At 55.2% G+C, this 24,112-nt stretch carries 21 protein-coding genes; 11 read left to right on the top strand and 10 right to left on the bottom strand.

Annotated elements, in window-relative coordinates; all coding sequences use genetic code 11:
* The first annotated feature begins 57 nt into the window (after window positions 1–57).
* Complete coding sequence (locus EI42_RS08575; protein WP_111320874.1) at window positions 58–1,362, top strand: DUF190 domain-containing protein; 1,305 nt, start codon at window positions 58–60, stop codon at window positions 1,360–1,362.
* On the top strand, window positions 1,359–1,709 hold the full coding sequence (locus tag EI42_RS08580) for a DUF190 domain-containing protein (protein WP_111320876.1): 351 nt from the start codon (window positions 1,359–1,361) through the stop codon (window positions 1,707–1,709). Before EI42_RS08575 ends, EI42_RS08580 begins: the two co-directional genes overlap by 4 nt.
* Here the strand turns inward: EI42_RS08580 and EI42_RS08585 are convergent.
* Window positions 1,660–2,058, bottom strand: coding sequence for a VOC family protein (locus tag EI42_RS08585; protein WP_111320878.1), 399 nt, complete (start codon window positions 2,056–2,058; stop codon window positions 1,660–1,662). The genes EI42_RS08580 and EI42_RS08585 overlap by 50 nt on opposite strands.
* A gap of 291 nt (window positions 2,059–2,349) precedes the next feature.
* Window positions 2,350–3,033, bottom strand: coding sequence for a TylF/MycF/NovP-related O-methyltransferase (locus tag EI42_RS08590; RefSeq protein ID WP_111320880.1), 684 nt, complete (start codon window positions 3,031–3,033; stop codon window positions 2,350–2,352).
* 276 nt (window positions 3,034–3,309) lie between these two features.
* Between EI42_RS08590 and EI42_RS08595 the strand changes: the two genes are divergently transcribed.
* Both EI42_RS08595 and EI42_RS08600 read left to right on the top strand, forming a co-directional pair.
* Window positions 3,310–4,875 carry a hypothetical protein gene (locus tag EI42_RS08595; RefSeq protein ID WP_111320882.1) on the top strand — a complete coding sequence of 522 codons (1,566 nt, stop codon included), beginning with the start codon at window positions 3,310–3,312 and terminating at the stop codon, window positions 4,873–4,875.
* A 32-nt stretch (window positions 4,876–4,907) separates the two neighbouring features.
* Complete coding sequence (locus EI42_RS08600; RefSeq protein WP_111320884.1) at window positions 4,908–6,293, top strand: serine hydroxymethyltransferase; 1,386 nt, start codon at window positions 4,908–4,910, stop codon at window positions 6,291–6,293.
* A gap of 18 nt (window positions 6,294–6,311) precedes the next feature.
* Here EI42_RS08600 and EI42_RS08605 read toward each other — a convergent pair whose 3' ends face one another.
* The 7 genes from EI42_RS08605 to EI42_RS08635 all read right to left on the bottom strand — a co-directional run bounded on the left by EI42_RS08605 (window position 6,312) and on the right by EI42_RS08635 (window position 15,467).
* Window positions 6,312–7,661, bottom strand: coding sequence for a DEAD/DEAH box helicase (locus EI42_RS08605; RefSeq protein ID WP_170142466.1), 1,350 nt, complete (start codon window positions 7,659–7,661; stop codon window positions 6,312–6,314).
* A 335-nt stretch (window positions 7,662–7,996) separates the two neighbouring features.
* Window positions 7,997–8,788 (bottom strand): ABC transporter permease, encoded by a 792-nt coding sequence (locus EI42_RS08610; RefSeq protein ID WP_111320888.1) that lies wholly within the window; start codon window positions 8,786–8,788, stop codon window positions 7,997–7,999.
* A 6-nt stretch (window positions 8,789–8,794) separates the two neighbouring features.
* Window positions 8,795–9,775, bottom strand: coding sequence for an ATP-binding cassette domain-containing protein (locus EI42_RS08615; protein WP_111320890.1), 981 nt, complete (start codon window positions 9,773–9,775; stop codon window positions 8,795–8,797).
* Between the two features lie 16 nt (window positions 9,776–9,791).
* Complete coding sequence (locus EI42_RS08620) at window positions 9,792–10,757, bottom strand: LLM class flavin-dependent oxidoreductase (RefSeq protein ID WP_170142467.1); 966 nt, start codon at window positions 10,755–10,757, stop codon at window positions 9,792–9,794.
* Entirely contained in the window at window positions 10,754–13,903 is a 3,150-nt protein-coding gene (locus tag EI42_RS08625; protein ID WP_111320894.1) for a lantibiotic dehydratase, read from the bottom strand. The genes EI42_RS08620 and EI42_RS08625 overlap by 4 nt, the downstream gene beginning before the upstream one ends.
* Window positions 13,904–13,914: 11 nt before the next feature.
* Window positions 13,915–15,204, bottom strand: coding sequence for a lanthionine synthetase C family protein (locus EI42_RS08630; RefSeq protein ID WP_111320896.1), 1,290 nt, complete (start codon window positions 15,202–15,204; stop codon window positions 13,915–13,917).
* 68 nt (window positions 15,205–15,272) lie between these two features.
* Window positions 15,273–15,467 (bottom strand): FDLD family class I lanthipeptide, encoded by a 195-nt coding sequence (locus EI42_RS08635; RefSeq protein ID WP_111320898.1) that lies wholly within the window; start codon window positions 15,465–15,467, stop codon window positions 15,273–15,275.
* Window positions 15,468–16,011: 544 nt separating this feature from the next.
* Between EI42_RS08635 and EI42_RS08640 the strand changes: the two genes are divergently transcribed.
* The 5 genes from EI42_RS08640 to EI42_RS08660 all read left to right on the top strand — a co-directional run bounded on the left by EI42_RS08640 (window position 16,012) and on the right by EI42_RS08660 (window position 21,885).
* Window positions 16,012–17,535 carry a helix-turn-helix domain-containing protein gene (locus EI42_RS08640; RefSeq protein ID WP_111320900.1) on the top strand — a complete coding sequence of 508 codons (1,524 nt, stop codon included), beginning with the start codon at window positions 16,012–16,014 and terminating at the stop codon, window positions 17,533–17,535.
* A gap of 29 nt (window positions 17,536–17,564) precedes the next feature.
* Window positions 17,565–19,193: an erythromycin esterase family protein gene (locus EI42_RS08645; protein ID WP_170142468.1), complete on the top strand. Its 1,629-nt coding sequence runs from the start codon at window positions 17,565–17,567 to the stop codon at window positions 19,191–19,193.
* 126 nt (window positions 19,194–19,319) lie between these two features.
* The gene (locus tag EI42_RS08650) at window positions 19,320–19,877 is read left to right on the top strand and encodes a GNAT family N-acetyltransferase (protein WP_111320904.1); all 558 of its coding nucleotides are present in this window, start codon (window positions 19,320–19,322) and stop codon (window positions 19,875–19,877) included.
* A 171-nt stretch (window positions 19,878–20,048) separates the two neighbouring features.
* On the top strand, window positions 20,049–20,774 hold the full coding sequence (locus tag EI42_RS08655; RefSeq protein WP_111320906.1) for a MerR family transcriptional regulator: 726 nt from the start codon (window positions 20,049–20,051) through the stop codon (window positions 20,772–20,774).
* A gap of 400 nt (window positions 20,775–21,174) precedes the next feature.
* Window positions 21,175–21,885 carry a metallophosphoesterase family protein gene (locus EI42_RS08660; RefSeq protein ID WP_111320908.1) on the top strand — a complete coding sequence of 237 codons (711 nt, stop codon included), beginning with the start codon at window positions 21,175–21,177 and terminating at the stop codon, window positions 21,883–21,885.
* A gap of 12 nt (window positions 21,886–21,897) precedes the next feature.
* On the opposite strand, the gene EI42_RS08665 is transcribed toward EI42_RS08660, so the two are convergent.
* Window positions 21,898–22,278, bottom strand: coding sequence for a hypothetical protein (locus tag EI42_RS08665; RefSeq protein ID WP_111320910.1), 381 nt, complete (start codon window positions 22,276–22,278; stop codon window positions 21,898–21,900).
* Between the two features lie 427 nt (window positions 22,279–22,705).
* Here EI42_RS08665 and cas6 point away from each other — a divergent pair, with 427 nt between their 5' ends.
* Together cas6 and EI42_RS32400 are read left to right on the top strand one after the other, a co-directional pair.
* Window positions 22,706–23,656 carry a CRISPR-associated endoribonuclease Cas6 gene (gene cas6 / locus EI42_RS08670; protein WP_111320912.1) on the top strand — a complete coding sequence of 317 codons (951 nt, stop codon included), beginning with the start codon at window positions 22,706–22,708 and terminating at the stop codon, window positions 23,654–23,656.
* A gap of 272 nt (window positions 23,657–23,928) precedes the next feature.
* The gene (locus EI42_RS32400; protein WP_170142469.1) at window positions 23,929–24,081 is read left to right on the top strand and encodes a hypothetical protein; all 153 of its coding nucleotides are present in this window, start codon (window positions 23,929–23,931) and stop codon (window positions 24,079–24,081) included.
* Window positions 24,082–24,112 lie beyond the last annotated feature (31 nt).

Genomic DNA, 24,112 nt, shown 5'->3' on the forward strand with positions numbered 1-24,112 from the left:
TAGATCCGCTTACACTCTTTCTGCCCGATAGCAAACGCGGAAAGGAGGTCAGCACCTGTGGGTTTGCTCTCTCAAGGAAAGGCACAGGAACTCACACTCTATTGTGGGGAATCCGATCAATGGCACGGAGAGCCGCTTTCTGTAGCGATTATCAATCTGGCGCGAGCGCAGGGCTGTTCAGGAATTACCGTCAGCCGGGCAATTGCCGGTTATGGAGCGACCGGGCGCCTGCATCACAGTGGAACCTGGCAGTTCTCCTCGGATGTTCCGCTCATCATTCAGATTATCGATCAGCCAGAACGCATACGTCGCCTGCTACCACAGCTTCAGGAGATGCTTCAGGGGGGCCTGATGACGCTGCATGAAGTTGAAGTGCTTGCGTACAGCCACGCTACTCCGCATAGCATCCCGACCCATCTTACCGTGCAGCAGATCATGGAAACGGCACTGACGACAGCTCCGCCAACGGCATCTGCACAGGAGGTCATACAACTGCTGCTTCCCGCCCGCTTCCGCGTCCTGCCGATTGTTGACGAGCAGCAGCACCTGCTTGGCATCATCAGCACAGGCGATCTGATCCGTACAAACGTCCTACCCGTACGACGAAGCGCCCTGCGAACCGCTCAGGAGCTTGATGCGTCACCACCAACTTCCAGGCAGACACTTCAAGCACAGGATATCATGAATCGGCAGGTTCAGACGATCACGCCAACTAGCTCGCTGAAAGCAGCCGCACAACAGATGTTGACGACCGGGCGCAGACAGCTCCCTGTGCTGGCAGAAGATGGACGACTCCTCGGTATGATTACCAGAAGCGATATTCTGCTTGCAACTGTTACCAGTCCACTGATGTCCGAAACGATACAGTCTGAACAGCAGCCCGCTCAGCCTATCTCAGGTTCGCCACTTGAGAGCTCGGTCATGGCGATTGCCGCGACGACCTGCCCGACCGTTTTCACCGGGGACTCCACAGGCGCCGTCATTGATGCACTGGTGCGTTCACCACTCAGGCGCGTCTTTGTGGTCGATGAACAGCGCCACCTTGTCGGGATTATCGCCGATATCGATGTGCTGACACAGATCCACGCCGAGAGCCGCTCGCGCTTCCTCCGCTGGCTGGCCAGTTGGACCCGAGGTAGACCAGAACCGGCCACTCAGAAATTCGGGCAACGCGCCGACACGCTGATGAACAGCAGCCTTGTCACCATCCCGGAAACAGCAACCATACGAGAGGCCATTGAACGCCTGCTGCATACACATCACACCGTTATCCCTGTTATCGATGCCGATCGTCATCTGAAAGGCTATGTCGAGCGCTCGCACGCATTGCGGCTTATCGCAGAAGAGGAGCCTTCAACATGAGCACACATCGATGGATAACCGTACCCGGCAAGCGCCTGCGCATCCTCATAGGTGAAGCAGTCGAATGGCAAGGTCATCCCGCTTACCAGGTCATTGCGAAGCAAGCACAGCATCATGGAGCGCTTGCTGTCCTCATTTCGCGTGGGATCGAGGGCTTTGGGCCCCGGCACCATCTAGAAACAGAGCGCTTCGTTGAGGTTTCGGTGAACCTGCCGATCAGCATCGAGATACTTGACACCATCGAGCATATCGAGCAGGTACTGATGCCGCTTGCCCCGCTCCTGCGGGAACATCTGGTTACGCTGACTCCTGTGGAGCTGTTGCTTGAAGAGACAACGGGCAGCTGACCTCAAACAGAATATCGTCGAGGGCGGTAAAGTAGAAGCCGTAGCTCTTGCGGATTTTGCGAGGTTCATGCAAGAACTGTACGCCCTCGGCGACAAGGCGCTGATAGGTCTGTTCAACCTGCTCGGGCGTGTCAAGCAAAAAGCCGATATGGAAGCCATCGGGATAAGGGCGCATCTCTTGCTGCAGCGCCTGCGGGTTCATCAGAACGAGCGTGAAGCAGTGCTCATCGGAGAGCACTGCAAGGGCTTTTTTGTGCTGTTGAAGCAGGTGGAGATCAAAGCAGCGCTGAAAAAAGGAGCATGCTTCGGGAACGTTGGAAACACAGAGATTGAGATGGTTGAGTTGCATAGTATCCTCCAGAAAGCGGAGGTGTGGGCATGAAAGGGGCGTCGATAGAGCGCAAGACATACCGAACCTCCGTAATACAGCAAAGCAATAGTTTATTTGCTGATTGTCGGGGTCCGGGCGTTGTTGCGCGGACAGTTACTCCCGAATGATCAGGAGCGATCGGGCTACCTACCGATCCAGCCTTTTCGACGTTCGGAGTATACCATGCTTACCTCACATCTGTCAAGAAGACCCATCCTTTTGCGCTCCTCAAGGAAGGCCATCCCTTCAGGGAGCGCGTCACCTCACCCGCTATGCTTCCTCAAAGGAGCGAAACATGATAGCCTGCCCGGTCGCAAGTACCAGCGGTTTCGCGCGTCTGGTACTGAAATACTCATCCACGGCCTGCCGCGCTCCCGGACACGTGGGCAGCGCGTAATCATCGCACAGCAGAAACCCGCCGACAACAAGGCGCGGATAGATAAACTCACAACAATCGCGATACGAGCTATAGAGGTCTACATCAACATGCGCAAAAGCAAAACGTGCATCCGCCTCTAGCTCAGCAAACGTATGAGGGATCAGGCCCTGATGCAACCGCACCTGCTCCGGATATGGCATCGCGTTCCGAACACACTCTATACTGGTATCGCCGAAGTGCCCTCGTGCATAGGTATCTCTCGTCGGGTCAGAGTCTGGCATCCCTTCAAAGGTATCAAACAAATGGAGCGTTTTCGCGCGGGCCTCATTCGTTTCTCCAAGCAAGCGGTTGAGCAGCGAAGCGCTCCCCCCTTTATAGACACCACACTCGATAAAGTCACCCGGCAGAAACAGCGCCTGCCGCGCCAGCATATACAGCACATAGACTTTCGCAGGAGAAAGCAATGTGGAGGAAGCCATGCGATCATAGATGGCTTTAAACTCGCCATAGCCAAGCCAGGGGCTGAAATTTGGCTGATAGAAGGCCTCATCAGGGAGAGTGACATGTTGCTCCATATCCTATTCACCTCTTTCTTGCACCTGCACGCTACGTTTAAAACATCTTGAACGTATACACATTTCAAGTAAAAGCAAACAGCACAGTATCTTCTTCTTGACGTGTATACTATTCATATGTTAGTCTATATCAGGAAACAACATTTTGCAATATTTTCCTGAAAGATAGCTCTTACAGGATTTATTAATAATATTTCTGAATACATAGATAGCCCTTATAGAATATCAATTCCTTGTTCTTCTCATTTTTGTTGGTGTAGTTTTGGAGAGAAAAGCGTGAACGAGTCAGGACAGCATTCAGTTCCGACCTATGGGGGAGAGGTCGAAACTCTGGCGGTGCAGTGCGGCACATGGCGGTTATTTCCTCTGGACACCCCTGCCCAAAAACAGGTACAGGCAATCATCGAGAAAGAGGGGGAACATGCCGTCCAACCGGTAAACCTTGATTACGATGAAGCGCAACACATTCTTGAGTTTCAAGGAGCCGTCTCATACCATCTCCCGCAACTGGTCACCATGTATCAGCAAGCGATCGCTACCACCTGTCGGCTTCTACAACGGCAATGTCAGGCAACCCTGCTCTCCTCATCGTTTCATCCCTTTGAAGATCCCGTTGAGGCCTATCAACATGTCGTGCCCAAGCCACTCTATGACCTGTTTCGTGGCTATCGTCCTGGCCTATCCTCGGTTTCACTCGATACACTGAAGAAGATCTACCCGACCGAGCCCGAAAGAGGGCGAGGCTGGTGGCATGAGATCGGTTCACTGGCTGCTTCTGTACAGCCCTGGAATTCGTTGACACTGGAGCAAGCCGCCTCTCAAATCGCTGTTCTTCAGGCCTGCGGGTGGATGTTCACACTACTGACGGCCAATGCGCCATTCTATCGAGGTAAGGTAACAGGCAAGCGAGATTATCGCCTGGAAATCTGGAAAGGACGAGGAATGCTTGCTCGCAGCCGCTACCTCGCGGATCGAGCCAATGCCAAAAATCTTCCCTCTAAACCAATGGGGCTCACAGACTATTATGCCTACGTCTTGAAATCCCAACGCCCGATGGTCATTCCTCAGCCCAAAAAGGCGCACCACAACTATAAGCTTGCCTTTCTGGGGGTTGTGCAGCCAGAGGACTGGCGGGAGTTCAATACGCTGACCTATCTTCAGGCCAAGAGCATTCGAGCAGTCGATATCGAAACCGGCGAGGTACAGGAGGTCCGCCCAAGCGTCGCGCATATCTGCAACGGCTTTGATTTCCTCTACTATCCAGGCGGGGGCGCACGCATTCGGATACACCTGCCAGAAGCCGACCGACTTGACCCCCGCCTCTTTGCTCAGGCCATCAAAACGCGAAATGAGCCACTTTTGCATGAGTTGCTTCGTGAGGCAAAGGTGCACCTGGGCTTTATCTGTGCTGAGGGCCGTGCCTCTGCAACCGTCCTGCCCACCCAGAAGCACCCCGGTTGGGAGCGCCTGAGCATCCCTTTTGTGCTTCAAACAGCTCTGATACGCAGCCATCAGGAAGTGTTCGCCTTCCTGGAAAGCACGCCGCTGACCTGGCATGACCTTACTTGCCTGCTCCCAGCACGCTGCAATGCGCGCAAGCACGGCTTCGCGACCCAGATCAAAGGCATCGACGCGACCGAGCTGGCACGCCATATCTGGATGATTGCACGCCAGAGCCTCACCGAAGAGGAACGCTCGCTTGTTCGCGATGAGATAGATGAGATCCTGAACAGACGCATGGCAGCCGCAGAAGAACAGCTTGCGCTCTTTGAGATGCTCTCGCTGCGGTATCCTCGTACACAGGCCCTGCTCAAGCTGGTAGAGCAGCTTTGCATGGGATAACATATCGAAAAATCAAGAGAAAGGTGTTTGAGATGCAAAACGATATTTTATCAGAGTTTGCATCATATGGACATACACGACTGCAAACAGAAGATGAACAGCTCCATCATTTGTTAACGCAGGAATATTATCGTCAGCAAGAAACCCTTTCCCTGATCGCAGCAGCCAGTATTGCCGATCCCTCGGTGCTCGCCTGTGAAGGCACGGCTACAAATAACGTTACAACTGAAGGCTATCCGGGAGCGCGATTTCATGCGGGGTGCGAGGTTATTGATGAGATTGAGCGGCTGGCAGTTGAGCGAGCGAAAGTAGCCTTTCGAGCTCATTATGCAAACGTGCAGCCCCACTCGGGCAGTAGCGCCAATCAGATTGTGCTCTTCAGCGTGCTCAAGCCGGGAGACACGCTGCTCGGGCTCGATCTTCACGCGGGTGGTCATCTAACACATGGCTCAAAGGCATCCATTTCAGGCAGATACTTTCAAGCGATCGGCTACAGTCTGACCCCGGACGGTTTCATTGACTATGAACAGGTTGAAGCCCTCGCCTGGAAGCATAAGCCACGCCTTATCATTTGTGGTGCAAGCGCCTATCCCAGAACGATTGACTTCAAGCGCTTTCGGGCTATTGCCGATTCAGTCAACGCCTATCTGCTTGCTGACATCTCGCATATCGCGGGTCTTGTCGCGGCTGGAGAGCATCCAAGCCCGATAGACGAGGCCCATTTTACCACGACCAGCACCTATAAACAGCTCTATGGGCCACGGGGCGGGCTGATTCTCCTTGGCAAAGATCATACAGCGCTGGCACCCGATGGGAAACGCACCATTGCCGACATGATCCAGCGAGCGGTTTTTCCCTTCGTTCAGGGCACACCGAGCATGCATAGCATCGCAGCAAAGGCGCGGGCGCTGGCCCATGTTGTCACGCCCGAGTTCCGGGAACTGGCGCGACGTATCGTCAGCAATGCCCGGGAACTGGCCCGGGAACTGATGGCACGTGGGTACAGGGTCCTTACCGGCGGAACCGAGAATCACCTTGTTCTGGTCGATATGCGGGCCAATGGAATGTCTGGACTGGTAGCAGAAAAGGCGTTGGAAGAATGCGGCATCCTTCTTAATAAGAATCGCATTTTTGGGGATACCAGAAGCGCGCAGGTCACCAGTGGCATTCGTTTAGGAACAAATAGCGTCGCTTTGCGTGGCATGGGCGCTGAAGAGATGAAGGAGTGCATCGCACTGTTTCATCGCGTCCTGTCAGCTCTAGAGGTGCAGGATGACCGCCACTATACCCTTGACCCTGAACTCCGAAAAACGGTACAGGACGACGTGAAAGCGCTCTGTCGGCGCTTCCCCATCCCACATTATCCGCTTGTCCCTGAAGCGATGCCAGAGCAACAAAAACGCGCCCGGCTTCTCTAGTCGGGCGCTGAGTTGTTTCTATGCACGAGGCGATGCCGAACGGCGTGACCCATCGGAAGCCAGAAATGCGGGTCGCTTCCCTGCTTTTCTGCGGTCACCCTTCATAAACGGGCGTTGTCCAGCGGCCTGCTCTCGGCGCAGTGGTTTGCGCATCTCGGTACGGCGAGCGCGCACAAACGGCTTGCGGTCCTGCGGGACAGGCAATTCTTCCTGAACCGGCTCTGGCTGCTCGACAGGAGGAAGCGGCTGCTCGTCCTGAAGCATAAAGCGCTGCAACACCACTTTCTGACCCAGGCTGCGTGCCATGCGTCGCCAGCGAGGCACATCGGCCGGTACCAGCAGCGTGATTGCTTTGCCCTGCTGACCCATGCGCCCGGTTCGTCCGATGCGGTGTGTGAATAGCTCGCTGGACTCAGGCAGCTCATAATTGATTACCTGATGGATACCCTTGATATCGAGGCCACGCGCCGCGACATTGGTCGCAAGCAGTGTCTGTACCTCGCCCTGCCGGAAAGAGCTCAATACCTTTTCGCGAGCTCGCTGACTCTTATCGCCATGCAGTGTCCCGACGGCAAAGCCAAGCTTGTTCAACTGCTTTCCGAGCCGCTCAACACCGTGTTTTGTCTTGCCAAAGATCAGGCTACTGCCGCCCTCAGAAGATTGCAGCAGGGTACAGAGCGCGGCCATTTTCTGCTCTTGCGACACCTGATAGGCGATCTGTTCAATCGTGCTTTGCCCGCTCTGTGCAGGCGTAATGAGAACCTGAACGGGATCTTTGAGGAACTTCCTCTGAATCTTCGCGACCCATTCCGGCATAGTGGCGGAGAACAGAGCCATCTGACGCGTCTCCGGAGTTGTTGCCAGAATCTCTTCGATCACCGGGGCAAAGCCGCTATCAAGCATCTGGTCGGCCTCATCCAGCACACAGATGCGCAACTGGCTCAAGGACAGACTTCCGCGCTCAAGGTGGTCCATAATACGGCCCGGCGTTCCGACCACAATCTGAGCACCATAGCGCAGTGACGAGATCTGGCTACCATAAGGGCGCCCACCGACCAACAACGTCGTTGACAGCTTACGGCTTCCCGCAAGCTTGCTTAATACCGTGTTTACCTGAACAGCCAGCTCACGGGTTGGTACGAGGACCAGCGCCTGTACCACACGCTTCTCTTTCGCCAGTCGTTCCACCAGCGGGAGACTATAAGCCAGCGTCTTGCCCGAACCGGTCGCGGACTGCCCGACGAGATCATGTCCACCGAGCAAAGCAGGAATAGCCTGAGCCTGAATCGGGGTGGGTTCTGTAATCCCCATTCTTGCCAGAGTGTTACAGGTCGAAGCTTGCAAAAGAAGGTCTTGAAAAGATGGCATGAAAAATCCTTTCGGCCAACGTGCCCCTTGCGGACACATTCTAGCTACCTGTCAACAATGTGCTGACAGGGCATACCAGGAGCAGGCCGTATAGGATGTAGGAGCAATGCTGTAAACTGCTATCAGAATACAAACACAGGAGAGATTCATCTATAGAGAGGATTGCTCAGACTCTTTAGTGCCTTTTTATAGTTAACAGGCCTATCACTAACTACCTGCCCGATGCCATGCAACAGTAATAACTTCTGCATTGTATCAGACAGTCTCCTCACCGTCAAGCCCTGCCCAGAACCTGGTACTTTTATCGCGCTCAAGTTCACCAATGTCGGCCTGCCTCAACGATTTTGTTCGCTTCGCACAAAGACCAGCGTCCCGATCAGAAAGAAGACGGTGAAGAGCGCCACCATGACCAGCAGATTGAGCGCGGGATGATCCAGCACCACCAGCGGGTATTCGTGCTGCCCTGCGTAGAAGAAATTCCGCGCAAGATCGACGGCATAACGCAACGGCATCAGATATGAGAGCACATCCAGGTACCACGGCAGGGTCTTCATGGGCGTAAAAACCCCGGCCAGAAAGAGCTGTGGGAAGATAAAGAATGGCAGCACCTCGGCTACCGCCCGCTGGCTCTTGAAGCTGGACAGCAGGAAAAGCCCGAAGCTAGCTCCAAGCAGGCAGGAGCATAGTGCGACCGGCAGCATCAGCAGAAAGCGAAGAGGCGTCAGCGGAATGCCGATCAGCAGACCAAAAAGCAGCAGCGCCAGTGCCTGAAGCAGCGCCACCAGCGATTCGCCGAGGATCTTTCCAAAGATAATCGAGTAGCGCGAGATAGGCGCAACAAAGAACTCCTGCGTAAAATTCGTCTCTCGCTCTTCCACCAGAGAAATAACGCCGAAGCTCGTTGATTGAAAGAGCGTCTGTACAAATACCCCTGTAAAGATAAAGGTCAACAAATTGTACCCCACGCTCTGCCCCAGATTGAGTTGAAAGCTGGAGCCAAGCATACCGACGAAAAAGAGCGGGAAGGCCAACGTCCCGAGCAGGCGGAGCGGCACCCGAAAGAACTTCAACACGTCGCGATAGGCAATCGTGAGAATTGCATGTATTTCGCTCATTATTCTGCTCATAATGCATTACTCCCGACCATCCGTAATGTGAAGGTAGGCTTCTTCCAGTGAAGGGGTATAGGTCTCGATCACCGTCAGTGGCGTGGTAATGCAACGGAGTGTCCGGTGAAATTGCTCTTTGGGCACCAGCAGCTTCACGCGTCGCTCCACGCTGAATGGGAGCCCGAGCACTCGAAGCTCGGCAAGCAGGCGTTCCCGATCGGCAGCATCAACCAGCATATATTCTTGCAGGAGTGCCTCCTTGATCTCCGCGGGAGAGCCGAACGCCACAATCTTTCCCTTATGCAGAATACAGATCGTGTCCGCCTGCTCGGCCTCTTCAAGATAATGAGTTGTCAAAAAAATGGTCAGTCCATATTCACTCCGAATGCGCTTCAGATAGCTCCACAGGCGGGCACGGCTATGCGGATCCAGGCCAGCGGTTGGCTCATCCAGAAAGAGAATCTCAGGACGTTGGAGCAGGCTGCGCATCACTTCAAGCTTGCGTTTCATCCCGCCAGAATAGGTGCTGACCGGGCGGAAGAGGTCGCGTTCCAGCTCAAAGAGCGCCGCGAGTTCCATCACGCGCTTGCGATAGCGCACAGGCATCAGGCGATACGCCGGACGGAAGGGATAGAAGCCAAACAACGAGGCATGGAACCGCAGATTTTCCTCGCCAGTCATATGCACATCCAGCCCGGGCTGTTGAAAAATTACGCCGATCTGCCGCCGCACCTCACGAGCCTCACGCACCAGATCAAGCCCGGCAATGGTGACCCTGCCACTCGTCGGGAGCAGCAAGGTCGTGAGGATCGAGAGCGTCGTTGTTTTCCCGGCCCCATTCGGCCCCAGAAGCGTAAAGAACGAGCCTTGCGCAACTGAGAAGGAGATCCCTCGCAGGGTCTCCTCTCTGGCCTGCTTATAGCGCTTGGTGAGCCGCTCAACAACAATAGCAGCCGGCTGCTCGGTTCGTTGCTGCTCCCGTGCTTGCTGTATCTGCGATACCATCACGCCTCCCGTTTTCTCATAGAGCAAACGCCCGGGCCAACAACTCATAGGAACGCACACGGGCGGTATAGTCCGGGCAGATAGTCAACACAACAAGCTCATCAACAGCATAGATATCGGCCAGCTTGAGCAGCCTCGTGCGCACCTGTTCGGGTGTCCCGGCAACCATCAACAGTTCATGCTCGCGCAAAAATGCCTGATCCTGCTCATCGTATTCGTAGCGCAGCGCCTCATCCAGTGCTGGCAGCCGCTCGCATGGCAGCGCCCGTTGCGCCCTGATCGCTGTCAACCAGAAGACCCGCGCAAGCCGGTGCGCTTCCGCCTCCTCTTCCGCACAGATGACGCGCACGGCCAGACTCGCACAGGGCTCAGCCTGCAAGGCGGAAGGGCGAAAATGGGCACGATAGGTTTGCATCACTTCCGGGAAACAGCGCTTCTGGATAAACTGGGCGAAGCAGTAGGAGAGCCCGAGGGACGCGGCAAGCTCCACGCTCTTTGTGCCGCCGCCAAGCAACCAGACACGTGGCGCGCCGCATCCTTCGGGCATGGCTCGCACCGTTGAATCGGTAGCTGTCAGGAAATGGAGTAAGGCGCGTATCTGTTGGTCATATGGCTCATCGACGCCCCGCTTGAGCGCTGCCATCGCCTCCGCACTGGCTCCCGGCCCCTGACCGATGCCCAGATCAATACGCCCGGGATAGAGCGCGTGCAGCAGGCGGAAGGTCTCCGCGACTTTCAGCGAACTATAGTAGGGAAGCATCACACCACCACTTCCCACCTGAATAGAGGACGTTTGAGCCGCGATAGCCGCAACCAGCACTTCGGGCGAGGCGCAGGCCATCACCGGGTCACTATGATGTTCTGCAACCCAGAAGCGCGTATAGCCGAGCTGTTCGACAGCTTGAGCCAGCGCCACACTTTCACGCACGGCCTGTGCCGCCTCAGTATAGACCGGAAGCTGATCCAGCACGCTTAATTTCACGATTTGCCCTCCTTTGCGATACGCCGCTTCTGCACGCTCTCAAGCGCATGCCGCCAGCAGGCATAGAGCGTGCGTTCCTGCTGTAGATCCATACCAAGCAGCCGATTGATATGCATATGCGCCAGGCTTTCCAGAATGAAGGGCTCAGGCATCCAGAGCGCACCTTTCTGAGCCAGTTGTCTGATATGGCCGGCTGTTTGTCGCACAATGCCCTCGCGATCCAGACTCAGTTCACATAGCAGATCGCGCTGCGCGTCAGGCTCTCCCTCAAGGAGCGCACAACATTGCTTGCGCAGTGGCCGGAATACGTCGCTTGCTTCGTATTTCCGGGTGCGCTTCTGAAGAAACGCCAACCGCTCAGCAAAATCATAGCCCCACTGCTCAAACAGACAATCAAGCGTGAACACAGCCACCAGCTTTGTATCAAGCGTCAGTAGCCCGTTATAGAGTGCCGCAACCAGCGCCGAAGTCCGTTCGCTATCGCCCGTAAACACCTGCTCAAGCGCATCGATTGCCTCGGGACCACCATAGCGCTCAATCTCCCGGTCGTAACTCTCCATCACGATATTGCTAATGATGCCACGTCGGACCAGTTCCCGGGCCCAGTCCAGCACTGAGAGCAGCACCGTTTCCTGATGCTGCTCACTGCTTGCATGAAAGCGCACACGCAGATGCGGCGCGGGATCGGCATAGCGCAGGAAGAACCAGCGATCAATCAGACGCGCTTCCTGCAAGGCGGCAACAAGCGAGCGCAAGGGACCAGCGATCACCTCATCATGCCGCCCCGGCACAGTATAGAGCTTCAGATAGGTCCACGCTTCACCCGGCAACTGACGTCGCTCAAGCTGCGAGACCGGGCGCGGCGGATAGACCTTCTGCTGTATCGCTGCCTGCTCTGAGGATCGTTGCAACAGAGCACGATCGCGCAACAGAACCGGCACCACAAGTTCGGCCACATAGGGCTGTCCCTCGGCGTTGCGAAGCCAGAGGTGCGAGAAGTCGGGTAGCATCTCCTCAAGCCGCAGCCCATCTTTCGCCTTCGTCAGCTCCTCACGCAGCTCCGCCACACACAACGGGTGCTCAAGATCGAGCAACAGCCGGTTATCAAAGTGGCTCAAGTAGACATAGCGCGGCACCCGCCAGAGCTCACGCCAGCGCCGGACGCCCCGGAAGAAGCGTTCCTGCTCGCTTCCGTCTCCGTCCAGCTCGATCATGGCAGGACGCAGGTTCCAGCGCGCAGGACTGAGAATCATCTTCCCCCGCGTCACTCTGGGCAGGAACGGCGCGGATGCCATCATGCCCCAATCAAAGAGAGCTGGCCCGGCCATCCGCTGTTCTGAGATTTCCAGCAAGAAACGGCACACATTGGGAGCTCGTTGCAGGTTCAGCAGGTGGCTCTGCGTCACAATTACCTCTTTGCCGAGGCTCCTGGAGCGCAACGAGAAGCGTTCACCCACAACGCCTACCACAAGATCTTGCAATGAAAGCACATGTCGAGCCGATGGCGTGGTATTCAACACAATCTCGTAGTCGCGCAAATCGGGACGGATAGCAACATTTGCCCCCCGTCCGAAGATTGGGAGATAGCTCATCTCCGCAAAAATGACATCCTCAGAAAAGAGGGCCTCTTCCTGTCTGGTATAGGCTCGTAACCGATTCAGCCCATGCTCGCCGAGGACATCAAAGAAGCGACAGAAGGTTCTTCCCCCATAGGAGAGGCCAGAGGGCGCGATCACGCCTACCCATTCTCCTCGATCGATTGCCTCGGGTGACTCGGCCTGCACCTGCAAAAACAATTCAAGCGCGGGTGGCGGCGCCAAATGTTGCCCGTCCGGTTCCCAGAGCGTCAATTGCTGCACCAGCTCATCTGTCAAATAGAGATTGTCGTGCCCCTTTTGTAGCGTTTCTGCCAGGAGTGAACAGAGGAGCTGATCCCGTTTCTCCGAGCGAGCACGCTCCATTGGTGGTAAGGCATAGCTACGAGGCGGTTCCAGATAGCCCGGGGGCGCGTCGAGTCCCAGTTCCGGGCTGAGCAGTTCCAGGACCGGAATCTCCGCATCCAGCCCGTAGCGCTCTACAAAGGCGTGCGCGTACTGCTGCAAGTGTGCGGAATAGCCCGACGCTGTCGACAGGCGCATCAACACCTCGACCGCTTCAGTGACCTCTTCGCCGATCTGGCGATGCAATTGAGGTCGCTCCAGATGCAGCGCTACATCAAGCTGAAATGCCTGCCCCTTCTGATTCGGCAGAAGCTGCTGCTGCTTGTATACCAGGCGCTCTAACGGCTGCTCGGCGCGATCAACCGCCCCCGCCAGCTCGATCACCTCTTCAAGTTGTGCCGCCAGCGGAGCCGTCAGTTCAAGCTGCCGGAGACGATCCAGCACATAGCGCTCGGGCTGCGCTGAGGTCAGCGGGGGTCTCAGATCGCTGATTAAGAAATGGTTCTCCCACAATTGCCGCAGCAGTTGCTCCACCTGTTGCGGTGATGCGGTCGGAAACGCCTCCTGCACCTTTCGCGCCAGATGCACATAGGGAAGAGGCTCACGCGCCGCTTCCAGCACAAAGCAGACAACCGGCGTCGCACGCAGCGTGATCGAGCGCGCGTCACCAATTCCGTAGACATCTGCATGGGGAAGCACGGCACGATGTCCGGCCACGAAGACGGCTTGATTTGCCTGAACTCGCAAACAGGGCACAAGTTCGGCATCCTCTTCAATCTGCTGGATCAGCGCCAGAAGCCAGCTCATGTCGGGGCGTGTTCGGGTATGGTGAAGCAGCGGACTCCCGGCTTGAAGTGTCGTCTCATCGCTGAACGTGCCTACGGCAACGCCCGCGAAGAGGCCAAAGGGAGTGGGGCGCATGCACATGCGGTTGAGGTAGCGCAGCACTCTGGAATACGCCCGCTCACGTCGCCTGGTGGGCGCGTTTTCCTGCATAGACGCGATTCCCTCGAAGATATCGGTACTGGCAACACGCAGCGCCCGCTCAACCAGCGGCAGGGAGACTAATCGACGCGCCTCCCCATAGGTGTGCTGATAGGCTTCGTCTGGCTGGCGTACTTCCTGTGGGAAAAGCTGTAAAAAGGTCTCAGCAGGGAGAAGAGGACAGCGCACCAGAAAGAAATCTGCCGGTTGATAGATCTCCATAGACTCTCTCCTTATGCGATGAGCAGAGCGCGATACCACGCCGGATACACCGCTGTATCGGTCGCTAAAAGGGCCATGACAGCGCCTGTAGCGCCTACAAGAAAGCCCGGATCATCCACAAAATGCCCCGGGATCTCCTCATCACGCAGTAAGAATGCATGCTCCGGGTGAGCCCGTTGCAAAATCTCCTCGATGAGCCCGGGAAGATACGGTTCAAGGGAGGCGTGGTTCTCCCGGCAAAAGCTCATACAGATCGTCAGCAGGCCCGCGAAGCCGTGACAGAGCGTTGGCGAAAAGACATACTGTACATCTCGTGGGCGCTTCAAGGCCGTTTCCAGCCCCTCAACCGCGATCTCCGACAGTCGCGTATCATCAAGCGCACGCGCGGCCAGCCGCAGCGCTGCGGAAATTCCCGGTGCGCCATAACACCACGCTGCCCTTGCGGGAGCTAATGGAGCCTCTTTATCAGGCACGTAATCAATGGAGACCCCGACTGGCCAGTTGATGCCCCATGTATCATGCAGGCTGAAGCGCAGCAACCATTCAGTGATATGTCGCATAGCCTCGCGCTGCCCCTCGCGGCGATAACCGGCCTGCCAGGCCAGTGCAAGCGCACTCAACGGGCCAGCAATGCCATGCGCCAGCCCGGCATTAAAATAGCCCCGGGGAAAATCCTGCCGATATTTGTCTGAAGGGTAATTCTCCGGCAGAATCAGCCAGTGTTCCGCGCCGCGCTCGGTCGGCTCACCAAGCCATATCAAATAATCGAGCAAACGTGAGAGCGCGTCCTGCTCCTGCGCCCCCAACTCTTTGAGGGAAACCATGTAACCAAGCACACCCGCCGCACCTGACATCACATCATAGTCCCGCGCTATGACGCATGCTTGCACACGCTTCCAATCAGTTGCAAGTACCTGTTCAGCGACCGCAGAGCGCATAGTTTGAAATAATGGAGTATATCGAGGCTCAACCTCTGCGAATTCACCGACGATCCACGCGAATCCGCTACTCCCGCCATAGAAGCCCGGTTGGGTCAGGGGAATATCCTGCGTTGCCCGAGCGGCGAGACGAAGATACTGCATAGCATGGTGCAGCAAATGCTCCTCGGCCAGGCAATGGTACAGGTAGAGATAAAAATAGGCCAGGTTGGCAAAGCTATTTGTAAACCACGCGCTACCCCATTCCAACGGCACTGTACTCCCCGCCTGCTCGACCGTTTCAAGAACGGTGGCCGGATCACGTAAGCGCGCTGCCAGCGCCTCGGCAAGCTGACGTGCGTCAAGCCTCTTTTCCTCCATCATCTTCCTGCTCCTGATGCAGATAGGGCCCGTCAGAGGCTGACGGTACCCTATCCTTCCGACCTGCCGTACTAACAGCCCTTGCAATCAGTACAACGTGAACAAGACCAGCACGTTGTGACGAAACTTGTGGTAGCTGCGTCGGGCTGCTCGGCACCACGCGGAGCCTGCATCACGCGAACGTCAAGCTGGAATTGATCCTGCTCATTGTTGTCAGAGGTAAGACACTTCTTCACCAGGAGAGACCGATTCAACTGCTGTTCCATTGAGATACTCCTTTCTCCATGTTGTTCGTGCATTCACAGAGATCAGATGTGTGATCCCTGCTCTCAATGATAAAATACATTTTTCTCTTTGCAAATATCACTTTCTTATCTTTTCTTTGCATAATACATAGCTATTTATCTATAGAGAAACGATGCATGCCGCTTATTAATTAGAATCATACAAACAAATACATCATACTTTCCCATATATAAATATAATAATATATCTCACATCTCTAATAAGTATTCCATCGGTATCCATAGAGATAAAGCAGAGACCTGTCAATATTTTTGTTACTTGAATTACACACAAAGAGTATGTTATACATATCTATATAGTTTGCATTACCCGTGAGTAATCCCATGTCCAGGGATCGCCAGATATGATCCTTGTTTACCAGCAAGCGATTCTATCTGTCTGACGCATGCACGTGAGAGCAGGGGCAAAACCCATCGCCACTTGCACGCTACCCGTCACACACAGTGCTCTCGGCATGCTTGAATAGGGGTCAACATTGGTTAGAAAGCAGAGAGGTACAGCGCTATGCCAGTAAAAAGAGCAGATTGTGCATCCCCGAATCTGTTATTAAAGCGAGCCCGGCTCGAAAAGTGCTGGACACAACAGGATGTCGCCCGGCTTCTGGGCGTGCCACAGAACTATATGGTCAGCCGTTGGGAGAATGGCACCAGCAGCCCGAGCCTGAAATATCAGCAGAAACTCTGTCAATTGTTTTCCATGAATCCTGAAGACCTGGGCTTTCTGCCCGCACCATCAGCATCGCCCGTCTATGACCCAATGATCCCGGCTCGACCCTCGCATATCCGCCCTCTCTTCGGGCGTGACAGGCTTCTTGCCACCATGAAACAGCTACTCCTCAACGAGCAAGAAGGCAACTTTATCGCATTGTATGGCCTGCCCGGTGTCGGGAAAACAGCGCTTCCGGCTGAGCTGGCCGCCGATGCCGAGGTACGGGGTCATTTCAAAGATGGCATCCTCTGGGCCAATTCCTATGATGACGTTCAGGAGACGCTTCAGCGCTGGTGCAAACTGCTGGATCTGCCCGAGCAAATGGACAGAGAACAGATGCAACAACAGCTTCGGTCTGCTGTGAGCACGCGGCGCATCCTGTTTGTGTTTGACAATGTCTGGTCGCTCCACGAGATCCAGCATTACTATATTGGAGGATCGCATTGCGCCTATCTCCTGACGACTCGCTCACCCCGCATTGCCGCACAGTTTGCCAGCACGCCCGCTCTGCTTCTCCATGTACCCGAGCTGACATCTGAGGAGAGTATAGCATTCCTGCTGCAACTGGCCCCGGCACTGCATCGCATCGATGCTCGCCCTGTACAACAGCTCGTCCGCAAGGCCGCAGGGCTCCCTTTGATTCTGAATATGATGGGAATGTTTCTGGTGGCTCAGGCGCATACCTATCAGAATCGACGAATCGTGCATGCAGTCGAGCAGCTCCTTTACACCGATACCCTCCTTCAGCTCCCCCTTTTCTTCATGCACTTTAGCACACGGTCATCGACCTCTCCACCCACTCTTAAGGCCGTTCTTGATGAAAGCATCGACCACCTGCCCGGCCCCGCGCGTGAGGCCCTGGCGTCGCTTTCCCTCTTTCCGGCCACCTTTTCAGAAGATGCGGCCCTGTTCGTTACCGCGAAGAGCGCGCAGGAGCTTGACACGCTGGTTGACGCCGGTCTCATTGAAGTCACTGCGATGGGGCGCTATCGCATGAACCCGCTCCTTGCCGGGTACGCTCGGACATTCTGCAGCGAGGAAGCAATACAGCGCTTTTGCTCGTATTTTCTCTCGCTGCTCAGGCGACAGCGGGAATTGATCTCGGCACAGGATATACAGAACAGCATCGCCGCCCTTGAGTACACCTTCTCCCTTCGCCTCAAAAAGCTGGCAACACGTAAAGAAATAGTGCATCACTATCTTATACTTTCACAGCGCTATCCTGAACAGACACGGCTCTTTTTTGAGCAGACAGCCAGACAGAGACACCATTGCATTATGACACTACGTAGGCTCAGCAAATGGAGACAAAAAGTGTAAACGATTATCAGAAGGAGCAGAAACAAGCTATGGATCTCCTTACCCCTTCAGATCTGGCACCGCTCTTTCCGCCAGATCTCCGTATTCTTGCCCTCGGTGAGGCGGCTCGTGGGGCTCGTGAATTCACACTTATGCGGCTGAACGTGCTTCGTGCTCTGCTTGCGCAACAGCGTCGCGTCCTGTTGGTGCTGGACGCTCCCTATGCGGAGAGTGTCCCTCTCAATGAGTACATTCAGGGTAGACAGACTGAAAAGCCGGAGCTTCTCTTAAGCAACCTCTATTACTGGAATTACAATACAGAAGAAATGCTCGATATCCTCAACTGGCTGCGCGAGTATAACGCGAACGCCCCCTTGACCAGAAGAGTACAGATCGCCGGGTGCGATATCCAGACCTATCATACTGCAATCGAGCGCATTCTGCATACAGTTGAAGCAAGGCTTCCGCAGCTTGCGCGGGAACTCCATGCGCTCTATAGCCCGTTGTATAAACTTCGTCCTGAAATGCGGACCAGTTACAAGCACCAGACCCACGAACTGAAACAACGCTGTCGAAGCAACTGTGAACAGGCCTGCGCGCTTCTTCAGCGCTACCAGGACGCGCTGCTCGCTCGCTCATCGCCGGAAACCTTCACACAGCTTGCTCTGGACGCCCGGGCAGTTCTGGCGGCGGAAGCGCTGCTCGCAGCACCGGAGAGCGCCGAGGCCCATCGCGCCCGAACACATGGAATGGTCACCATTCTCAGTCATCTGCTGGCGTCAGCGCCACCCGAAACGACCCTGCTGCTCTGCGGGCATAACCATCTGATCAAGAAACAGGGTACGGGCCCGGGAGCCGTGCTTCATGAAATATATGACTCGGCTTTTGTGGCGGTGGGACAGTGTTTCTATCAGGGAAGCATTCAGGCACTCAATGAAAGCGGGCAACTCTGTCAGCAGGTGCTCCCACCAGCACTGCCGGGAAGCTATGAGGCATTGTTTGCTGAAACCGCTCAGGAGGCGCTTCAAGCAGCAAGAACGCTCACCGAGGCGCGCCCACTTCGGCACATCGGGGCCAGCTACTCGCCTGAACGCCCCGAAACGTATTACAGTATGCTTGCTCCTGCTTCCCTGTTTGATTATTTGCTCTTTGTCCGTGATATCACGCCCGTGCGGCTGCTCCCTCTGCACGTCACCTTTACGCGCCCAAGCACCGCCCCCGTCTTACCCGACAAACCGACCAATCTCGATTTCGCTCACGGCTTCACAGATTGGGCCCTGACTGGCAGCCACCCGCATCGCTACGCTATCGAGCTTGAGCCCGACCATGTCGCGCTACTTCGCGCAAAAGAACCCTGCAAGGACGGCTTCGGCGCCCTGGCACAGAAGATACAGGCACCCCCCGGTCGGCAAATCAGGCTGACCGCTGAAGTGCAAGTGGAAGCTGTTGAGCAATACTGTAGTCTCTGGGTGCGGGTCGATGGTGAGGAACAGATGCTCGGTCTCTATTACCAGAACAAGGGCGTGCTGAACGGCACGCAGCCCTATCAGCGCTGTTGCGTTGAAGCGTCGGTGCCCTATGAGGCCCGCGAACTGCTGTTTGGCGTGTTGCTCGCTGGCAGCGGCGCTGTTCGTATCAAGCATATCTCAATAGATATACCATGCAATGAGCAAACGTAGAAAAAGGATAGCCGGCGTTCTCTTTCTTCTTGATAAAGGATCTGTTATACTGGCATTATCCGTAGATTGGCACTTTACAGGGTGCCAGCCTCCTGTACAAATACTTGATGACAGAAAGAAGGTTCCATGCCAGTATCTCCGCTCAGCATCCGTGTTGACGACGAAATTGAACTCCGGCTGCACGAGCAGCGCTACGCCGAGGAATTCTACACCCTGACCAGGCGCAACATCGAGCACCTGCGCCCCTGGATGCCGTGGGCCAAACCAGATTATTCGTTTGAAGATTCGCAGGCATATATGCAGGCAAGCATGGAAGATTTCGCCCGAGGGCAGCAGCTTCCTACCAGTATCTGGTATCGTGGCCACATCGTTGGCGCGATCGGCTTTCCTCGCATCCAGCACATGCGCCGTATGGCCGAAATCGGCTACTGGCTCGACAAGGATGCGCAGGGAAAAGGGATTATCACCCGTGCAACCAGCGCCCTTGTGACCTACGCCTTTCAGGAATATGGCTTCAATAAGGTCGAGATCCATGCCGCCGCCGGAAACAAGCGGAGCCGCGCAGTCCCCGAACGCCTGGGCTTCACGCAGGAAGGAATCCTCCGTCAGTACGAGTGGCTCCACGACACACCACATGATCTTGTCATCTATGGCATGCTTGCCAGCGAGTGGCAGGCCAAATAAAGCCAACCTGCCAGCCCTGCCGATGGGGGGGTGCTGTCCTCTCGGCACTGGCTTCCCCTTCATCGAAAGAGCAAGGATCGAGAGGCTCCGGGATGACAGGGACCTCCCGTTCAGGCTGATGGATGTGGTATAAAATGCAGAGAAGAGCATCCATCTAGCCGGGAGTTTTCTATGACACGTCACGACACATTGCGCCCCGTTGATCTCGCCCGAGCAGCCAGGATCAGCGTGCAGCAGGTGCGCAACTACGAAGCCCGAGGCCTCCTGCCGCCTGCCACACGCAGCAAGAGCAGCTATCGGCTCTATACGAAGCAGCATCTGGCAGCCCTGAGTACGGCACGCCACCTGATTGGCGGGTATGGCTGGCAGTATGCACCTGCAATCATGCAAGCGCTTCATCGACGCGACCTCTCCGCTGCGCTCGCCCTGATCGACTCCTATCATGCAGACCTTGCCCGGAGGCGGCTTCAGGTTGAACAGACGCTTTCTGCCTTGCACACGCTAGCCTCACAAACCACGCTTGTTCACGAGCCCCGGCGACAGCATCGTTACCGCGTCGGGGAAGCCGCCGAGCAGGTAGGCGTACGTGTCTCGGCGCTACACTTCTGGGAACAGCAGGGCCTCTTGCACCCACAACGCGACAAAATCAGCCGCTACCGCCTCTACGACGAACAGCAGATGCAACGTTTGCGCGTGGTCGTCCTGCTTCGAGAGGCTGGTTACAACTTTCCAGTGATCCACTCGGTGCTTGATGAGCTGGAAGCCGGACGGCCAGAAAAAGCGATCGTGGCGATTGAGAAGCGACGCGATGAACTCACTCATGCAAGCTGGAAGTGTATTGAATCCCTTACCAGCTTTCATAGCTATGTGCGTGAGTTCTATAGCGATTTACTATAACACCAGCAGGAGGGGCTCTTCTCCTTCTGCGCATATTTCCAGGGACTGGCATTTTTCTCCTCTTCTCTTTGACATTTTCGTTTCCTTCTACTATAGTACAAATATCTCGTATAAAGCATTACGACGCATTCGCCGGCATATTCCAGATCGGCTGGTACAGCAGCTTCGCGTCATACGGTTCGAGAACCCTTACGAAGCGGTGCAAGAGGAGGCCAATGACGCCTTAGCCGAAATACTCTCACTTGAACCGATGGAAGACAAATACTGAAACGTGACCAGACGCCACTTTCGGGCAAAGCAAGAAAGAGTGCCTTATAAAGGAACACATTGATACACATAACCTGTTGTATTCCGCCACGCTCTGTTCTATACTGAGATCACTATCAGGGAGGATTTTCGTATGACAATCAGAATCGCGATCTTTACCGATATACATGCAAACCTGCCCGCACTACAGGCAACCTTGCACGCGATCAAGCAAGAGGGCTGTGATATGATGGTCCATACCGGAGACGTGATCTCGATTGGTCCCTATCCTGCCGAAACGCTGGATCTCTTTCTACAGCAGCCCAACCTGACCGCCATTATGGGAAACCATGATGCCTATTTCGCCTTTGGCCCGCCCGAGTGGGCAAAAGAGGACGAACACCTTCACTGGACGCATCAGATGCTTGACCCACAACTTCGCTCTCTTGTTGCCCGCTGGCCGTACCGGGTTCAGCAGACAATCGAAGGGGTACGCCTGACCTTCCTTCACTATGGGCTAACTCCCGAAGGGGATAACTTTCTGCCAATCGTTCAAGAGCCCACACCTGCCGCGATGGACCAGCTTTTCAAGGATGAGAGTGCTGATCTGCTTTTTTATGGCCATCATCATCCTTTCTCGGACATGCTCGGTAAGGCCAGATACGTCAATCCCGGCTCGCTTGGCTGCTATACCCATGCAATCGCACGCTATGCCATGCTCACAATTCAAAACGGACGCTACACGCTTCAGCATAAATCTGTCACCTATGACGACAGCGAGCTTCTTCGCGCCTTTGAGCAGCGCCAGGTCGCGGAGCGAGAGCTTATCTTACAATCCTTCTTTGGCGGGAGAGCTCCGGCTTGAGCTCCCCCGATATCAGGCAAGCGAGATAAGATAGCAAGCAACAGGCGCATCCTCGTCGGTCAGGATGCGCTCCAGCCTGCCACCATCCTTAAGGATCACCCGCACCGGCGCCAGATTGTCTCCCTGAACGCTAGCGAGAGTTCCGGCAGGTGCAACCGCTGCGCCTCTTCGGCCAGCATCGCAAGCATACGAGTCACATAGCCCTTCCCACGCTGAGGCGGACGGATACTGTAGCCAATGACCGTTATATCGCTCATATGGCTTTTGCAGCTTCGGTCGAAAGCGGATCTCGCCAACAACCATCTGTGCGTCTTTGACCCGCAGAAACGTCTGTTGCGGCGGGATGCCGAGGGGAAGTCCGATGCCCTCAGCCTCGTCTTCCAGTTTCCCCACAAACGCCGCGAAGTCCTGGCGCCAAGCTCGACATTGTTATAGGGGCACCCTTCACCGCAAGCAATCAATTCATCAACTATTGCCAGGTATTCCTATTCCACAACAGGCCTGATCAATTGTAGCCTGGTCATAGATCTCCTTTCACAGAGCCATCCCCCCACAGTTCTCCACTAAAAGAATGATCCCCTGCTGCTCATATTCACCCTTATCACCCCCCATGAATCATCACAATCAAGGAGGGACCGCACGAGAGAGATTCCATATTCCTCGAGATGTACCTTTCCACCGGCGTATTGCTCTTTTCGCCACAATTCTATATACTAAAATACGTCCTAAAATATGTCGAGCCAAGACATAAAGTCCACTGTTCCTGCCGTAATACAGCTTTCCAGAGCTTACAGAACATAAAGAAACGAGGATCAGCGCTATGTCAGCAACGCAAGATAGCCTCTTTGCCCTTCTCCTCACGCTCCATCCAGTCGAGGCGAGCACAGTGCCTATCAGTTCGGGACATCTGGTACAATCAGCCTTCCTTGACCTCATCCGCCAGGCTGATCCAGCGCTCTCAGAGTGGCTTCATCGTCCAAACCAGCGCCGCCCTTATACCATCAGCGCCCTGCAATTTCCACACCTCACACCCCGGCAATATGTCGCAGCGATGTACGAAAATCGCCCGATGCAGGTTCTTCCCGCCCACTCGTACAGCTTTCGTATCACCCTGCTGGATACCATCATCTTTCAAACCCTGCTTGATGCATTGCTTACAAAAGCGCACACGTTACCTATCCGGATTGGCGAGGCCCATTTCGCTATTCATCAAATTCAGAGCGGGACAGAACCAGAGCAAGTACGCCAGAGTTGGGCAGGCTCGACCACATTCCAGCATATCCATACCCTTGCTCCTGCCAGAAAACGCTATCGCTTCGAGTTTGCCAGCCCGACCGCCTTCAGTAAGGGTCAACGGCCCTGGGGAAAAAAGCTCGCGCTGCTGCCCGAGCCGGGAAGCGTGTTTGAAAGTCTGGCGCGACAATGGGAAACCTTTGCCCCGGCAGGTCTCCGGCTCTCCGATGCGGAACTACTCCCGCGTCAGTTGGAAAGCTGGTGTACGGAAAACGTGATCGTGCATCACTATGAGCTTCAAAGCTGCTATGTACCTTCAGGAAGCTATGGCCATAATGGCTTTATCGGGAACATCACATATGAGGTAAAAGGGAATCCGACCGCCCCGGAAGCACGCTGGTTAACGCCCCTCGCCCGTTTCGCATACTATAGTGGAGTTGGCACGAAAACCTCAATGGGAATGGGGCAAACACGTTGTATTCCAGCCACCCTATCAACAGAGAAGGAGCGCAAAAACGGCTCGTCGGTCACCTCTTGATCCCGGTATCCCGTATCTCTTTCTTGAGCGAGGCGTTATTCAACAGGCGCCGATCCTCCCTCTTCGCGCCCAATGTATACGTCGCATTGAAACCTGAAGCTCCTCCAGATCCCGCTTGAGAAAGATCAATACCTGCCGCTTCCCTTCAAGAGTTCAGTGCACAAGATTGCTCTCCCGAAAATAGAGAGGGAGGCTTTCTCGCTCTGACACAATGATGCAGCGCATCAGAGCAATGGTGCAGACACTGCTCGATCAACTTGAAGCAAAGGACCATGTTGACGCCATTGATGATCTGGCTCACCCTCTCACTTGTTATCGCGGAACTGCTCGGAATTTCCCAACCTGATCAGGATCGCTTCCGGGTGTGGACTGATGCCTGCGTTGAATTTATCACCCCGCTGCACAGCAGGCTACACGTGATTTAATTGACTATTTCGGGGAACTGCTGGAGGAGCG

The sequence above is a fragment of the Thermosporothrix hazakensis genome, assembly GCF_003253565.1.
Taxonomy (GTDB): domain Bacteria; phylum Chloroflexota; class Ktedonobacteria; order Ktedonobacterales; family Ktedonobacteraceae; genus Thermosporothrix; species Thermosporothrix hazakensis.